The organism is Ancylobacter polymorphus, from assembly GCF_022836935.1.
Lineage (GTDB): Bacteria > Pseudomonadota > Alphaproteobacteria > Rhizobiales > Xanthobacteraceae > Ancylobacter > Ancylobacter polymorphus_A.
Window position 1 is genome coordinate 4,034,540 of the sequence record NZ_CP083239.1, and the last position, 15,927, is coordinate 4,050,466.

General features: G+C 68.6%; 15 protein-coding genes. 10 read left to right on the forward strand and 5 right to left on the reverse strand.

Going from position 1 to position 15,927, the window contains the following annotated elements:
• Positions 1–224 precede the first annotated feature (224 nt).
• The 7 genes from K9D25_RS19255 (at position 225) to K9D25_RS19285 (ending at position 6,360) form a co-directional block, all read left to right on the forward strand.
• Complete coding sequence (locus K9D25_RS19255; protein ID WP_018390121.1) at positions 225–506, forward strand: acyl carrier protein; 282 nt, start codon at positions 225–227, stop codon at positions 504–506.
• 35 nt (positions 507–541) lie between these two features.
• Entirely contained in the window at positions 542–1,048 is a 507-nt protein-coding gene (locus tag K9D25_RS19260; RefSeq protein WP_244377441.1) for a 3-hydroxyacyl-ACP dehydratase FabZ family protein, read from the forward strand.
• Positions 1,041–2,225 (forward strand): beta-ketoacyl-ACP synthase, encoded by a 1,185-nt coding sequence (locus K9D25_RS19265; RefSeq protein WP_244377443.1) that lies wholly within the window; start codon positions 1,041–1,043, stop codon positions 2,223–2,225. Before K9D25_RS19260 ends, K9D25_RS19265 begins: the two co-directional genes overlap by 8 nt.
• Before the next feature lie 39 nt (positions 2,226–2,264).
• A complete protein-coding gene (locus K9D25_RS19270) occupies positions 2,265–3,545 on the forward strand; it encodes a beta-ketoacyl-ACP synthase (protein WP_244377445.1) in 1,281 nt (426 codons plus the stop codon).
• Entirely contained in the window at positions 3,515–4,294 is a 780-nt protein-coding gene (locus K9D25_RS19275) for an SDR family oxidoreductase (protein WP_244377447.1), read from the forward strand. The genes K9D25_RS19270 and K9D25_RS19275 overlap by 31 nt, the downstream gene beginning before the upstream one ends.
• 109 nt (positions 4,295–4,403) lie before the next feature.
• Positions 4,404–5,426, forward strand: coding sequence for a zinc-binding dehydrogenase (locus K9D25_RS19280; RefSeq protein ID WP_244377449.1), 1,023 nt, complete (start codon positions 4,404–4,406; stop codon positions 5,424–5,426).
• Between the two features lie 28 nt (positions 5,427–5,454).
• Positions 5,455–6,360, forward strand: coding sequence for a lipid A biosynthesis lauroyl acyltransferase (locus tag K9D25_RS19285; protein WP_244377451.1), 906 nt, complete (start codon positions 5,455–5,457; stop codon positions 6,358–6,360).
• A gap of 243 nt (positions 6,361–6,603) precedes the next feature.
• Here the strand turns inward: K9D25_RS19285 and K9D25_RS19290 are convergent, their stop codons facing one another.
• Both K9D25_RS19290 and K9D25_RS19295 read right to left on the reverse strand, forming a co-directional pair.
• Positions 6,604–7,713 (reverse strand): polyamine ABC transporter substrate-binding protein, encoded by a 1,110-nt coding sequence (locus K9D25_RS19290; protein ID WP_244377453.1) that lies wholly within the window; start codon positions 7,711–7,713, stop codon positions 6,604–6,606.
• A gap of 113 nt (positions 7,714–7,826) precedes the next feature.
• Positions 7,827–9,236, reverse strand: coding sequence for a glutamine synthetase family protein (locus K9D25_RS19295; protein ID WP_244377455.1), 1,410 nt, complete (start codon positions 9,234–9,236; stop codon positions 7,827–7,829).
• Between the two features lie 195 nt (positions 9,237–9,431).
• On the opposite strand from K9D25_RS19295, the gene K9D25_RS19300 reads away from it, so the two are divergent.
• On the forward strand, positions 9,432–10,811 hold the full coding sequence (locus K9D25_RS19300; protein WP_244377457.1) for an aspartate aminotransferase family protein: 1,380 nt from the start codon (positions 9,432–9,434) through the stop codon (positions 10,809–10,811).
• A gap of 77 nt (positions 10,812–10,888) precedes the next feature.
• Complete coding sequence (locus K9D25_RS19305; RefSeq protein WP_244377459.1) at positions 10,889–12,268, forward strand: transaminase; 1,380 nt, start codon at positions 10,889–10,891, stop codon at positions 12,266–12,268.
• On the opposite strand, the gene K9D25_RS19310 is transcribed toward K9D25_RS19305, so the two are convergent.
• The 3 genes from K9D25_RS19310 to K9D25_RS19320 form a co-directional block, all read right to left on the reverse strand.
• A complete protein-coding gene (locus K9D25_RS19310) occupies positions 12,265–13,200 on the reverse strand; it encodes a hypothetical protein (protein ID WP_244377461.1) in 936 nt (311 codons plus the stop codon). The two genes, K9D25_RS19305 and K9D25_RS19310, sit on opposite strands and share 4 nt — an antisense overlap.
• 197 nt (positions 13,201–13,397) lie before the next feature.
• Positions 13,398–13,736 (reverse strand): rhodanese-like domain-containing protein, encoded by a 339-nt coding sequence (locus K9D25_RS19315; RefSeq protein WP_244377463.1) that lies wholly within the window; start codon positions 13,734–13,736, stop codon positions 13,398–13,400.
• A gap of 76 nt (positions 13,737–13,812) precedes the next feature.
• Entirely contained in the window at positions 13,813–14,820 is a 1,008-nt protein-coding gene (locus K9D25_RS19320; protein WP_244377465.1) for a DMT family transporter, read from the reverse strand.
• 227 nt (positions 14,821–15,047) lie between these two features.
• Here K9D25_RS19320 and K9D25_RS19325 point away from each other — a divergent pair, with 227 nt between their 5' ends.
• Positions 15,048–15,914: a LysR substrate-binding domain-containing protein gene (locus K9D25_RS19325; protein WP_244377467.1), complete on the forward strand. Its 867-nt coding sequence runs from the start codon at positions 15,048–15,050 to the stop codon at positions 15,912–15,914.
• Positions 15,915–15,927 lie beyond the last annotated feature (13 nt).

Below are 15,927 nucleotides of genomic sequence, written 5' to 3' on the forward strand. Positions count from 1 at the left end.
TCGATCACCTCGCCATGACGCCGCGCAACCCATGTGGATGCCGGGCCGGCCAAAGCGCGACGGCAGGGATGTCACACTGCCGAGGATTGCCGTGCCGGCGCCATTGAATCGCCGGTCGCGCTTAGGTATACGGGCCGACATCCATTCGGGGGCCTGCGACGCGGGAGCGCCGGGCGAACCCATTCAACTGTGGCCGGACGCGGCTGCGAGATCAGAGGCCTTTCATGTCGACCACGTTCGAGACCGTCGCCAACATCATTGCCGAAACGTGCGACATTCCGCGCGAGAACATCACGCCCGAGAGCCACGCCATCGACGATCTCGGCATCGACAGCCTGGACTTCCTCGACATCGCCTTCGCCATCGACAAGGCGTTCGGCATCAAGCTGCCGCTTGAAAGCTGGACGCAGGAAGTCAATGAAGGCAAGGCGACGACCGAGCAGTATTTCGTGCTCAAGAATCTCTGCGCGCGCATCGACGAGCTGATTGCGGCCAAGTCCGCCTGATCCGGCGGAAGGGCGACGTAGAAGCGGGACGGGTAATGCGCCTCGAATATTTTCAGATGATCGACAAGGTGGTTGAGCTCGACCTTGAGGCTCGCACCTTGCGGACCGCCAACACCGTCCCGTGCGAAAGCCCGATCTTTGAAGGCCATTTCCCCGGGCACCCGCTGCTGCCGGGCGTGCTGCTGTTCGAGATCATGGCGCAGAGCTGCGGCATGCTGCTGCTGCGGCTGCACAATTACGACCGCATGGCGTTCCTCGCCTCGGTCGACAAGGGCAAGCTGCGCACCTTCGTGACGCCGGGCCAGGTGATCGAGGTGTTCGCACGCCTCGACCATGACGGCTCCGGCTTCGCCCGGCTGAAGGCCGAGGGGCGCGTCGACGGCAAGCTCGTCTGCAATGCCGACGTGACGCTCAAGACCATGCCCTTCCCGGCCCCGGAACTGCGCGGCTATCTGCTTTCCACCGCCGAACGCATCGGCATGCCGATGGGCGAGGCCGTGTTCGACACGGCGGAAGCCGCAGGAAATCTCACGCATGTCTAATCGTCGCGACGTCTGGATCACCGGCATCGGGCTTGTTTCCTCGCTCGGTGAAGGGCCTGAAGCCCATTGGCAGGCGCTGTCCTCCGGCGCCCGCCCGGTGATCGACGAATCGGGCTTCGCGCCCTACGTCGTGCATCCGCTCGCCCCGATCAGCTTCGACGCGCAGATCCCCAAGAAGGGCGACCAGCGGCAGATGGAGCCGTGGCAGCGCATCGGCACCTATGCCGCCGGCCTCGCGCTGGATTCGGCCGGCATCAAGGGCAACAAGGACATTCTCTCCACCACCGACATGGTGGTGGCGGCGGGCGGCGGCGAGCGCGACCAGGCGGTCGACGGTGCCATTCTCAGCGACATCGAGAAGCAGCCGAACCCCGAGGTGTTCCTCAACGAGCAGCTGCAGTCGAATCTGCGTCCGACGCTGTTCCTGGCGCAGCTCTCCAACCTGCTCGCCGGCAACATCTCCATCGTTCATGGCGTCACCGGTTCCTCGCGCACCTTCATGGGCGAGGAAAGCTCCGGCACGGACGCGGTGCGCATCGGCTGGTCGCGCATCGCCGCCGGCACCAGCGAGATCGCCCTTGTGGGCGGCGCCTATAATGCCGAGCGGCGCGACATGCTGCTGCTCTTCGCCCTCAAGCGCCTCGCCATGCATGCGCCCTGGGCGCCGGTGCTGGCGGAGCCGAAGGGCGTGCCGACCGGCTCGGCCGGCGCTTTCCTGGTGTTGGAATCGCCCGAGCACGCGACGGCGCGCGGCGCCAAGCCCATCGCCAAGCTTTCCGGCGTGTGGTCCGAGCGCGCCCGCCGCAATGAGCCCGGCGCGGTCGAGGCGGTGCTGGACGAATTGCTGAAGACCGCCGGCGCCACGGACGCGGAAGCGACCGCGCTGTTTTCCGCCGCCAGCGGCGCGCCCGAGCCGACGCACGCGGAAGCCGCCGTGCTCGCCCGCTCCGGCCTGCCGGTGCGTTCCGTCACCGACCGTGTCGGCCATGGGCTGGAAGCGCAGATGCCGGTGGCGCTGGCGCTGGCCGCGCTCTGCGTCGCCGAGGGCAAGCTGTTCCCGCCGCTCGACGGCGAGACGCTTGAAAAGCCTTTCGATGGCCCGCTTTCCCGTGCCATCGTGACCGCAGTGGGGCATTGGCGTGGGGAAGGCGTCGCGCTGGTCGAGCGCGCCGACTGACCCACCAGCCGGGAGCATATCGCTTCCGAGGAGCAGATCATGGCTTCCTATACCGACAAGGCCGGCCGGCCGATTGTCGTCGTCACCGGCATGGGGCTCGTCACCTCGCTCGGCCAGGGCAAGCAGGATAACTGGGCGAAGCTGACCTCCGGCACGTCCGGCATTCACCGCATCACCCGCTTCCCCATCGACGCGATGCGCACCACCATCGCCGGCACGGTGGACTACCTGCCGAAAAGCAAGAGCACCGCGCCCGACCTCTCCGAGGAACTGGCGACGCTGGCGGCGGAAGAGGCGATCGCCGAATCCGGTATTGGCGGCAAGGGCGCCTTCCCCGGCCCGCTGTTCTGCGCCGTGCCGCCGATCGAGCTGGAATGGCCGCAGCGCCGCATCCTCGCCCAGGAAGCCGCCCCCAACGCCCCCGTCTCCTATGACGACCTGCTGCGCGCCGCCGAGGCCCATGGCCACGATGCCTGGCACGAGCGCTTCCTCTATGGCTCGATCGCCGACCATCTCGCCGACCGCTTCGGCACCAAGGGCCAGCCGATCTCGCTGTCCACCGCCTGCGCTTCCGGCAACACCTCGATCCAGCTCGGCGTCGAGGCGATCCGGCGCGGCGATTGCGAGGCGGCACTGTCCATCGCCACCGACGGCTCGGTGACGGCGGAAGCGCTGATCCGCTTCTCGCTGCTCTCGGCGCTGTCGACCAACAACGACGTTCCGGAAGCCGCTTCCCGCCCCTTCGCCAAGAACCGCGACGGCTTCATCATCGCCGAGGGTGCGGGCGCGCTGGTGCTGGAGAGCCTGGAGCACGCGCTGGCGCGTGGGGCGAAGATCCTCGGCGTGGTCGAGGGCGTCGGCGAGATGGCCGACAGCTTCCACCGCACCCGCTCCTCGCCGGACGCCAAGCCGGTGATCGGCTGCATGCGCAACGCGCTGGCCGATGCCGGCGTCGATCCCGACGCCATCGACTACATCAACGCCCACGGCACCTCGACGCCAGAGAATGACCGCATGGAGTTCACCGGCATGAGCGCCGTGTTCGGCGAGCGGCTGGCGGGCATCCCGATCTCGTCCAACAAGTCGATGATCGGCCATACGCTCACCGCCGCCGGCGCCATCGAGGCCGTGGTCTCGCTGATGACCATCGCCAATGGCCGCATTCCGCCGACCATCAATTACGAGCTGCCCGACCCGGCCATTCCGCTCGACGTGGTGCCCAACGTCGCCCGCGACGCCAAGGTCACGCGGGTGATGTCGAACTCGTTCGGCTTCGGCGGGCAGAATGTGTGCCTGATCCTCACGGGCGAACCCGCGTGAGCCAGCGCGTCCTCGTCACCGGCGGCGGGCGCGGCGTCGGCGCCGCCATCGTGCGCGCCCTCGCGCTCGCGGGGTTCGAGGTCGTCTTCACCGTGCGCACGGCCGAGGCCGAAGCGCAGGCGCTGATCGCCGCCATCACGGCCGAGAAGCCGGACGCCCAAGTCGAGGCCCGCGCGCTCGACCTCGCCGACAAAGCCGCGGTGGAAGCCTTCGCCGGCGTGCTCGCGGAGGAGCCGACCTATTTCGGCTTCGTCCACAATGCCGGCATGAGCTACGACACGCTCGCGGCGCTGGTCGACCAGCACCGTGCCGAGCAGCTGATGCAGGTGAATTACTGGTCCTTCGTCAAGCTGGTCGGCGCACTCGTGCGGCCGATGACGCGGGCGCGGGCCGGGCGCATCATTGCCATTGGCTCCATCGCGGCGGATGTCGCCAATGCCGGCAACGCCATCTATGCCGGCTCCAAGGCCGCGCTGGCCGGCTATTGCCGCACACTGGCGATCGAGAGCGCCCGGCGCGGGGTGACGGTGAATGTCGTCGCTCCCGGCTTCGTCGATACGGCGATGCTGGCGCCCTATGCCGCCTACCGCGCCAATGTCGAGAAGCAGATCCCCGCCGGCCGCTTCGCCGCGCCGGAGGATGTGGCGGGCGTGGTGTCGTTCCTGCTCTCGCCCGGCGCCGCCTATGTCACCGGCGCAACCCTGCCGGTGGATGGCGGCCTCACCGCCGCACTAGCCATACAGCGCTGATTTCGTTATCCACCCTCGTCCTTTCGCGGACGGCATCCACGCGTGCCCCTTTCCCGTATCGACGGGTCGCGGGGCGCGTCCTGCCGCCGCCGTCTGTCCGGAGTTGTTCATGCGCGCGCTTCAGCTGGTCTCCGACCGCGAACTCATCCTCACCGACCTGCCCGCCCCCGGCGCGCCGGAACCGGGCGAGGTGCAGGTCAGCATCAAGGCGCTGGCGCTGAACCATATCGACGTGTGGGGCTGGCGCGGCATGGCCTTCGCCAAGCGCAAGATGCCGCTGGTGGTGGGTGCCGAGGCCGTGGGCGAAGTCACCGCCATTGGCGAGGGCGTCACCCGCTTCCGGCCGGGCTCCAAGGTCGCGATGTATGGCGCGCTCACCTGCGGCCAGTGCAAGATGTGCCGGCAGGGCCGCGACAATCTCTGCGAGGAAGTCGCCGGCGTGATGGGCTTCCATGTCGATGGGTTCGCCCGCGACCAGCTCAACATCAAGGAACGCCTGTGCGTGCCGATCCCGGACGGCATTTCCTGGACCGACGCCGCCACCGCGCCCGTCACCTTCTCCACCGTCGAGCACATGCTGTTCGACAATGCCAAGCTTGAGCCGGGCGAGACGATTCTCGTCCACGCGGCCGGCTCCGGCATCGGCACGGTGGCGATCCGCATGGCCAAGGAGATCGGCTGCACCGTCATCACCACGGCGGGCGACGACGAGAAATGCGCCAAGGCGAAGGCCCTCGGCGCCGATCACGTCATCAACTACAAGACCGACCGCTTCGAGCACGAGGTGCGCAAGATCACCAAGAAGAAGGGTGTCGACGTGGTGTTCGAGCATGTCGGCGCCGAGACCTGGAACGGCTCGCTGCTGTCGATGAAGCCGGGCGCGCGTCTCGTCACCTGCGGCTCGACGTCGGGCGTGTCCGTCAACATGAACCTGATGCAGCTGTTCCAGCGCCAGTACCGCATCATCGGCTCCTTCGGCGCGCCGATCCGCGCCATTGCCGACGGGCTGAAGCGGATGGAGCGCGGGGTGAAGCCGGTGATCGATTCCGAATTCCCGCTGGAGCAGTTCGGCGCCGGGCTGGAACGGCTGGAAACCCGCCGCGTGTTCGGCAAGGTCGTCATCACCTTCTGAACGCCGGCGAGGTTCGGGCCGTAACGCGATGACCCCTTCCCGCCCCTGGACCACGCGCCTGCGCGATGCCGCGCTGTCGGCGGGCGTGTGGACGCTGATGCGCGTCATGCGGCTGCAGCCGCCGCGCTTCGCCTCATGGAATGGCGGCTTCTGGGCCCGCAGAATCGGGCCCTACACCTCGATCCACCGGGTGACGCTGAGCAATCTGCGCCGCGCCTACCCCGAGAAGACGGAGGCCGAGCGCGAGGCGATCGCGCGCGGCATGTGGGACAATCTCGGCCGCATGGCCGGCGAGTTCGTCCATCTCGACCGCATCTGGCAGTACAATATGTGGGAGCCGGCCAAGAGCCGGATCGAGACCACGGGCGTGTCGAATTTCGTCGCCATGCGGGTGGACGGCAAGCCGGCGCTGGTGTTCACCGCGCATCTCGCCAATTGGGAACTGCCGGCCATCGCCGCCGCCGCGCAGGGGCTGGACAGCGCCGTGCTGTTCCGCGCGCCGGACAATTCCTTCTTCGCCGACCTCCTGTTCGAGGCCCGCAGCCGAGTGATGGGCAATCTGGTCGCCGCCTCGCATGTGGCGGTGTTCGAGCTCGCCGCCGTGCTCGACCAGGGCAAGCATCTCGGCATCCTCGTGGATCAGGCGCGCCGTGGCGGGCCGACCGTGCAGTTCTTCGGCCAGCCCTGCTCCGCCAACCCCACTATCGCCCGCCTCGCCCGGCTCTATGAGTGCCCGGTGCATGGCGTGCGGGTGATCCGTCTGCCGGAAGGCCGCTTCCGCATCCAGTGCACCCCGGCGCTCAACCTTCCGCGCGACGCCAGCGGGCGCATCGACGTGGACGGGGCGATGCAGATGATCACCTCCGTCGTCGAAGGCTGGGTGCGCGAATATCCCGAGCAGTGGACCTGGTTCTACAAGCGCTGGCGGATGTAGGGCGCGCTGGGCGCCTCTCCGGCTCCCTGGACAAGCCGTCCTGAATGCGAGGCCCGTCATGCTGAGGCGCCGGGCACAGCCCGGCCTCGAAGCACGCAGGTCCCTCTCCTGCCCGGGCATCCTTCGAGGCCCGCTGTGCGGGCACCTCAGGATGACGTTGCCCCTTCGCCCCGCCCACAAACAAAAAGGCCGGGCGCTGGGCCCGGCCTTTCGCATCAGCGGAGAACGTTGTTCACCGCACGCTCACTTGCCGCGCTTGAAGTCGTTCCAGGTGCGGGTGACCACGCGCTGGACCTTCTGCGGGTAGGTGGTGACGGTGAACAGCTTCGCCTGCGTCTCCTTGTCCGGGTAGATCGCGGGGTTGTCGATGATCGCCTTGTCGATGAACTGCTGCGCGCCGAGATTGCCGCTGGCATAGGAGATGAAGTTGGCGTTCTTCGCCGCCACTTCCGGCTTCATCATGTAGTTGATGAAGGCCAGCGCTTCCTCCGGATGCGGGGCATCCTTGGGGATGGCGAAGTTGTCGAACCACATCAGCGCGCCTTCCTTGGGGATGACGTACTCGATGTTGATCGGCTTCTTGCCGGTCTTCTCCGCGGCTTCCTCGGCGCGGGCCTTGGCCTGGAACACGTCGCCGGACCAACCGAGCGCGATGCAGATGTCGCCGCCGGCGAGCGCGTTGATATAGCCCGAGGAATCGAACTTCTTCACATATTTGCGGATCGGCGCCAGCAGCTTTCCGGCTTCCTCGATGTCCTTCGGATCCTTCGAGTTCGGGTCCTTGCCGAGATAGCGCAGCGCGGTCGGGATCACCTCTTCCGGCCCGTCGAGGATGTAGACGCCGCAATCCTTCAGCTTGGCCAGCAGCTCCGGCTTGAAGATGATGTCCCAGCTGTTGAGCGGGGTGTCGCCGAGGCGCTCCTTCACCTTGTCGACATTCATGCCGATGCCGGTCGTGCCCCACATATAGTTCACGGCATATTCGTTGCCGGGATCATAGACGGCGAGGCGCTCGGAGATCAGCGGCCACTGATACTGCAGATTGGGCAGCTTGGCCTTGTCGAGCTTGAGGAACACGCCGGCCTGGATCTGGCGCTGCAGGAAGGAGCCGGTGGGCACCACCACGTCATAGCCGGTCTTCCCGCCGAGGAGCTTGGTCTCCAGCACCTCGTTCGAGTCGAAGACGTCGTACCGGACCTTGATGCCGGTTTCCTTGGTGAACTCCTCCAACACCGATTCGTCGATGTAGTCGGACCAGTTGTAGACGTTCACGACCTTTTCCTGCGCCGCAGCCGGCGCGATGGCCAGCGCGGTCAGCAGGCCGGCCGCGATGGTGGTCAGGAGGCGGGACATCCTATTCTCCTCGGGAAAGCGTTGTTCGGCTGAGGTTCGCAGCCTCATCATACCAAGGCTAGAGCGTCGACGGGCTTTGCTCAACCCGCAGTTTGCTCATCCCTTGGCCGTGCTTACAAATAGGTCTCGTATTCCAGCGGGTTGATGCGCCGCTCGAAGGCGAACAGCTCCGCTTCCTTCATGATGGCGAACACGCGCTGATATTCGGTGCCGAAGGCGCGCCCGACGAAGTCGGAGGCGCCGAACAGCCGGATCGCCTCGCCCATGTCGTAGGAAAGGCCCGGCGCGCCCTGCTCATAGGCATTGCCGGTCAGCGGCGCCGGCGGCTCCTCGCCGCGCTCAATGCCTTCCAGCATGCCGGCGAGGATCGCCGCGAGCACGAGATGGGGATGGGCGTCGGCGCCGGCGATGCGGTGCTCCAACCGGCGCGCCTTGGGCGGGCCGTTCGGCACCCGCACCGCCACGGCGCGGTTGTCATAGCCCCAGGAGACGCTGGTGGGGGCGTAGCTGCCCGGCACCAGCCGGCGGAAGCCGTTATAGCTCGGCACATAGAGCACGGCGGTGTCGGCCATGGTGGTGAGCAGCCCGGCCGCGCAATGGCGCAGCAGCCGGTCGCCCGCCTCACCGGCGCCGAAGGCGTTGTGGCCGGCGGCGTCGGTCAGGCTCACATGCACATGCATGCCGGAGCCGGCGAAATCGAGAAAGGGCTTGGCCATGAAGCTCGCCCGCACCCCATGCTTGCGGGCAACGCCGTCGATCAGCCGGCGCAGCAGGATGGCATCGTCCGCCGCCGCCATCGGGTCGCGGCGGTGATAGAGATTCACTTCATACTGGCCGGGCGCGGCTTCCGAGATCACCGTGTCGGCCGGCAGGCCCTGAATGCGCGCGGCCTCGCGAATGTCGTGCAGCAGCGGCGCATAGGCGTCGAGATCGGACATGGAATACATGTTCTGCCGCGCCGGCCCGCCGGAGGAGGCGGGAAACACCGGCTCCGGCACGCCATTCGGCCCCGGCGCCGGCTTGAGCAGGTAGAATTCCAGCTCGAAGGCGACGCAGGGGGTCAGCCCCAGCGCGGCGAGGCGCTGCACCTGCGCCTCCAGCTTGTGGCGCGGGTCGAGGTCCCAGGGCCGCTCGCCGCCGCGCCCATCCGGCTCGTTCATGGTGAGCATCACCTGCGCCGCCGGACGCGGCGACCACGGCACCGGCTTCAGCGTGCCCGGCACCGGGCGGCAAATGCCGTCGCGGTCGCCGGTCTCGATATGGATGCCGGTCTCCTCGACCTCGCGGCCCCAGATGTCCAGCCCGAAGATGGAGAGCGGAATGGCGACGCCGTCGCCCCAGATCTTGCCCCCTGCCCCGCCGGGAATCCATTTGCCGCGAAGCACCCCATGGGTGTCGGGCAACAGCACCTCGACGATCTCCGGCGCGCCATGCGCGGCGACATAGGCGCCGAATTCGTCGATCTGCGGAACGGTTTCGCGGGCAGCCGCCGTGGCGTCTCCCACGGCTTCGGGCAATGGCATGATCCACCTGGTATAAGTCGACACGTCAATTCTGGTCACGGCGCGGGGGCCTCGGTCAAGCACCCCCGCTTGCGCGCCGGGGCCCGGCCGGCCCCCGACCCGCCGAGCGCACTTGTGACACGCGGCAAGGCTTGACGCACGCAAAATGTGATCACATTGTGCCGGTCAGCTTCATAACTCTCGCGAGTGCGCGTCATGACCCTGCCGAAAACCACCGCCGAGCTGCGTGCGCTCGATGCCGCCCATCACCTCCACCCGTTCAGCGACATGAAGTCCCTGAACGCCGAAGGCTCCCGCATCGTGGTGAAGGCGGAAGGCGTCTGGCTGACCGATTCCGACGGCAACCGCATCCTCGACGGCATGTCCGGCCTGTGGTGCGTGAATGTCGGCTATGGCCGCGAGGAGATCGTCGAGGCGGTGGCGGCGCAGCTGCGCGAGCTGCCCTATTACAACACCTTCTTCAAGACCACTCACCGCCCGGCCATCGAGCTGTCGGCCAAGCTCGCCGAGCTGACGCCGCCGCAGTTCAACAAGGTGTTCTTCACCGGCTCCGGCTCGGAATCCAACGACACGGTGATCAAGCTCGTCCGCCGCTATTTCCAGATCAAGGAAAAGCCGGAGAAGAAGATCATCATCTCCCGCCGCAATGCCTATCACGGCTCCACCGTCGCCGCCGGCAGCCTTGGCGGCATGGCGCCGATGCACGGCCAGAGCGCGGTGATTCCGGATATCCTGCACATCGCCCAGCCCTATTTCTGGGGTGAAGCGCGCCAGGGCGAGACGCCGGAAGAGTTCGGCCTGCGCACCGCGCGGGCGCTGGAAGCCACCATCGACGCCATGGGCGAGGACCGCATCGCCGCCTTCATCGCCGAGCCGGTGCAGGGCGCCGGCGGCGTCATCATTCCGCCCGCCAGCTACTGGCCGGAGATCGCCCGCATCTGCCGCGAGCGCGACATCCTGTTCGTGTCCGACGAAGTGATCTGCGGCTTTGGCCGCACGGGCAGCTGGTTCGGCTGCGAGACCTTCGGCACGGAGCCGGACATTCTCGTCATGGCCAAGGGCATCACCTCGGGCTACATGCCGCTCGGCGGCGTCATGGTGGCGGACCGGGTGGCGGACGTGCTGCACGAGGGCGGCGACTTCAACCATGGCTACACCTATTCCGGCCATCCCGCGGCCTGCGCCGCGGCGCTGGCCAATCTCGCCATCATGCAGCGCGAGGACCTCGTCGGCCGCGTCGCCAACGATGTCGGCCCCTATCTCCAGGCGCGCTGGAACGCGCTGGCCGAACACCCGCTGGTCGGCGAGGCGCCGATGCTCGGTCTCGTCGGCGCGCTGGAACTGACGCCGGACAAGCTGGGCCGCACCAAATTCCCCGATGTCGGCAAGGTCGGCACGCTGGCGCGCGATTTCTCGTTCAAGAACAACCTCGTCATGCGCGCCGTGCGCGACCGGTTGATCATCGCCCCGCCGCTCGTCATCTCGCATGAGGAATGCGACGAGCTGATCGCCCGAGTCCGCAAGACGCTGGACGACACTTTCGCCGAGCTGAAGCGCTGGGGTTGGGTGCGCTAGGCACCCGCCCCGCCGCGAAACGTGCTTAAATACGCCCCACGGGGCGCCTGGCGCAGAGACAACGCACGAGCCCGGACATGAATGCCGTGACCTCCTTCGCCGAAGGACCGGGCGTCAGCCCGGCCCGCACCGCCGCCCTGCGCGCGGAGGCGGAAGCGCTCTATCTCGGCACCCGCCCGAAGACCCGCGCCGCCGCCGGCGCCGCCGCGCATCTGCTCGACGGCGTGCCCATGCACTGGATGGTCGACTGGTCGACCCCGGTGCCGCTGGTCATCGCCGAGGCGTCCGGCGCCCGTCTGCTGGATGTCGACGGCCATGGCTATGACGATTTCTGCCTCGGCGACACCGCCTCGCTGTTTGGCCACGGGCCCGCACCGGTGGCGGAGGCGCTGGCGCGGCAGGGACAGCGCGGCCTTGCCACCATGCTGCCGAGCCCGGATGCGGCCATCGTCGGCGACCTGCTGAGCGCGCGCTTCGGCCTGCCCTATTGGCAGATCGCCACCACCGCCACCGACGCCAACCGCTTCGCCCTGCGCGCCGCCCGCGCCGCCACCGGACGCCCGCGCATTCTCGTCTTCGACGGCGCCTATCATGGCGCGGTGGACGAAACCTTCGTCGAAATCGGCCCGGACGGGCGCGCCGCCAACCGCCCGGCGCTGATGGGCGAACCGCGCGACCTCGCCCAGCTCACCCGCGTCGTGCCGTTCAACGATCTCGACGCGCTGGAAGCGGCGCTGGCCGACCGCACCGTCGCCTGCGTCATCACCGAGCCGGTAATGACCAACTGCGCCATGGTGCTGCCGCGCCCCGGCTTCCATGAGGGGCTGCGCGAGATCACCCGCCGCCATGGCACGCTGCTGCTGATCGACGAGACCCACACCCTCTCCACCGGGCCGGGCGGCTATACGCGCGCGCACGGGCTGGAGCCGGACATGTTCGTCGCCGGCAAGGCGGTGGCCGGCGGCATTCCCGCCGCCGTCTGGGGCATGAATGCGGAGGTGGCGGAACGCTTCCGTACCGCCCGCATCAACCGGCCCGACGGCCATTCCGGCATGGGCACCACCCTGTCCGGCAGCCCGCTGCAGCTCGCCGCCCTGCGCGCCAATCTCGAAGAGGTCGCCACCGACGCGGCCTATGCGCATATGAACCGGCTGGCCGACCGCATGGAGGCGGGGCTGGCGCAGGTGCTGAGCGAGGCCCGCATGCCCTGGCACGTCGCCCGCTGCGGCGCGCGGGTGGAAGTGGTGCGCGCACCTGCCCCCCTCACCGACGGGCGCCAGGCCAAGGGCGCGCATTTCCCGGCGCTGGAAGCGACCATCCACCTCGCACTGCTGGTGCGCGGGGTGCTCATCTCGCCCTTCCACGACATGATGCTGGCCTCGCCCGCCACGTCGGAGGCGCAGGTCGACAATCTCGTCGCCGCCACGCGCAATGTGGTGGAGCGGCTGGCCGGCTAGAGCCTGATACGCCAGCGCCGCCGCTGCGCGGCTTTGGCCGTGCGGGTTTCAAGCGCCGAAAGGCGCTGGCCCAGCGTATGGACCGCACGCAGCAGCAGCGCGTTCTCGGCGCGCAGCTTGTCGATGTCCGAACATTCCGTCACCTGCTCCGGCCGCAGTGGCGGAAACAGCGGCGCGGCACCGAACTGCGGCAAATAACGCGCCTTCAGCGCCTCATCGTCCGCCTGCGCCTGCTCCAGCAGGGCACGGCGCTGGTCCAAGGTGAGGAGATAGGACGCCGAGCCCGATTTATAGGCCGCCGGCCCGATCAGCGGCGCCAGAATGCCGAGCACGTCATTGTCGTTCTCATCCGCGAACAGGTCGCGCGCGCGGTTCATCAGATCGGACAGAGGCTCGCTGGTGCTGGGATTGACCGGCCTGGGGCGCAGCATGTCGGGAAAGGACAGACCGGTAACGTCGAAGAAATGCGCCGCGACGTCGCCCTCGGGGAAGAGATCGCGCCGGAACGGAAAGACCTTCAGCGCCGGCCGCCCGGCCTGGTGTTCCCACGCCTGCAGGCCTGCAAACCAGCTGGGGAAGCCGTGATCCTGCCAATAGGCCTCGGGCGAGTCATGGGTCTTGATGCCCCATTGCTGCCAGGCCGCGATCAGGAAGTCGTCCCACCGGCGCACATAGGCGACGACTTCGGGCGTGAACCCGGCCGCCCGCGCCGGCGGAATCAGCATGTCGGCGGCGCCGGTCTGCAGCAGCAGGTTTTCCGCACTGATCACCAGTGTGTCGGCGGCGCACTCGTCCATGGCGACGGCCAGTTGCCTGAAGCGTCCCGCGAGTTCCGCGGCGCTGTCCGACCGGCCTTTCAATTCGTCGAAATAGCCGACCTGACCATGGATGAAGCCCCCCTCCGCGTCCAAGCGGTCGGAGGCCAGCAACACGCCCCGCGCCGCCAGTGCCGCGCTATTGGCCGCGAGCGCCGCCTGTATCGCCGAGCTGCCGCATTTGGGGCCGCCGACATGCAGCAGCAGGCGACGGGGGCGCGGCTCCGGCGCGCGCGCGGCACGCGCCATCGCGCGCCTTCTGGCCAGCGCGTCGCGCCATCTCCTGGGTAAGCGAAGGGCGCGCGGACCCCTCATCAGCCCTGCGTCGTCTCGAAGCCGGCGGCTTTCCAGGCGAGAATGCCGCCCGCCATATGGCGGTGCAGATCGAGCCCGGCGGCCTGCGCGGCGGCGGCGGCCTTCTGCGAGCGCTGGCCGGAGCGGCAGGAGAACACCAGGGTCTTCGCGCCGGGGTCCGGCAGGGCGGCGGCGTCGAAAGTGGACAGGGGAAAATCGACCGCGCCGGGAATGCGCTCGGCGGCCAGTTCGTTCGGCTCGCGCACATCGACGAGCAAGATGGTGCCGTCCTCAAGACCGGCCTTCACCTGCTCGACCGTCAGATTCTCGATCACGCCACCGAACGGGTTGGGCTGCATCGTCGTGCTCCTTGGCTCCGGGGACGACGTAGTGCCCTGAGCCGAAGCGCGCAAGTCCGTTGCCGTCAGGAGCCGGTCAATTCGGTCGCGCCGTGGTGACGCCGGCGACCACCAGCAGCCCGCCGGCCAGCACGATGAGCGAGGGCACTTCGCCGAACAGCAGCGCCGCCAGCGCCGTACCGACGACGATCTGCAGCAGCAGCACCACCGAGATCACGCCCGCCGGCAGCCGGCCGAGCGCGAAAGTGGCCAGCCCCTGGCCCGTGGCATGGGCGATCAGCCCGAGCCCGATCACCGCCAGCAGACCCTGCAAGGACTGCGGCACCAGCACTTCCCCGCTCGCCACCGCCCAGGCGAGGCAGACCACGGCGCCGGTGGCGCTCGCCACTAGCGACACCATGCCCCCGCCGAGCGGCACCGCATCCCCGCGCCCGGCGCGGCGCACGGCGCGCGTCACCAGCATGTAGCCGGCATAGGCGAGAGCGGCGCCGACGCAGAGCAGGTCGCCGGCCACGCTCACCGGACGGCCGCCGGCATGACCGCCGCCCAGCGCGCTGGAGCCGATGATGATGAACGTGCCGGTGAGCGCCAGCACCAGCGCGATCAGCAGCCCGCGCGTCGGCCGCTCGCGCAGGATCAGCCAGCCGAAGACGAAGACGAACACCACGGCGAGATTGCCGAGCAGCAGCGCATTGGCCGTGCTGGTGAGCGCCAGCCCCTTGTGGAACACGATGAGGTCGGCGCCAAAGAACACGCCCGCCAGCATGGCGAGCAGAATCTGCCGCGCCGAGGGGCGCAGCGCCGTCGCGCCGGTGAGGCGAGCCCAGCGCACGCGCGCGCGATGCTCGGCATAGGCCCACACAATGGCCGGTCCGAGCGCGAAGAACAGGCGCCAGAAGCCGATCGCCGCCGGTCCGGCATCGGCGAGGCGCACCAGCGGCGCCGAAAACCCGATGCAGATCGCGGCCATGACCACGGCGAAGAAAGCCTGCCGGCGCAGCTGCGTCTCGCGCAGCACGGAAGGGGTCGCGAGGGGGAGCCCCCCGAGCGAAGGCTCGATGGTGGCGGCGGGGGGCGGAGACATTGCCGAACTCGACAGGTGCACAGGTGACGTGGCCTGCACCCGACCGTGGCCGCACCGGCGCGGCGGCCGGGGCGGGCCTATGTCGGCAGGCCCATGGCAGAATGTCTAACCCGCCGGCTGAAATCGCCAAAGCGAGTTTATTTTGTCATTCCATCATGGTTTCTGATATAAGTCCCGCGCGCCGGTCTGGGCGCGGACCATACTCATCCGGCGGACCGGGGAGCGCGATGCGACATCTCGACACCGAATCGCTGGGCATGCTGATCGCCATTGTCGACACGGGCGGGTTCACGGCGGCAGCCGAGCGCGTCGGGCGCACCCAGTCCGCGGTCTCGGCCCGCATCGCCCAGCTGGAGGACAATCTCGGCGTGCGGCTGCTGGAGCGCTCGCGGCGCGGCATCTCGCTCACCGAGACCGGCGAGCGGCTCGTCGCCCATGCCCGCCGCCTTCTCGCCTATGAGAGCGAGGCGCTGGCGGATCTCAAGGGCGGCACGCCGGAAGGCAGCGTGCGCGTCGGCATGCCCGACGATTATGTCGACGCCTATTTCACCCCCACCATCGCTCGCTTCGCCGCCGCCTATCCGCGCGTCGAGATTTCCATCCGCGCCGATCTCTCCAAACATATCGAGCCGGAAGTCGATCGCGGGCATATCGACGTGGCGCTGCTCACCCGTGACAGCACCCGGCCGACCGGCGAACTGATCAAGCGCGAAAAGCTGCTCTGGCTGGCCGCGCGCGGCTACCGCCCGGAGCGCAGCTCGCCTCTGCCGCTGGCGCTGTTTCCCACCGGCTGCCGCGCCCGCCCGCACATCGCCTCCAGCCTCGACAAGGCTGGCTTAAGCTGGCGGGTGGCCTGCACCTCGTCCTCGCAGGGCGGCATCCACGCGGCGATCGAAACCGGGCTGTGCATCACCGCCCTGCCGGAATGCGCCGCGCCGGCGGACTGGCGCCGGCTCGGCCCGGCGGATGGGCTGCCGCCGCTGCCCGACATCGAGGTGGCGCTGTTCCTCGCCCCCGCCGCCTCCGCCGCCGCCCGCCGCCTTGCCGACATGCTGCGCGCGGCGATGGCCATGCCGGTGGTGGAAGCCGCCTGACGCCGCCGCCCTG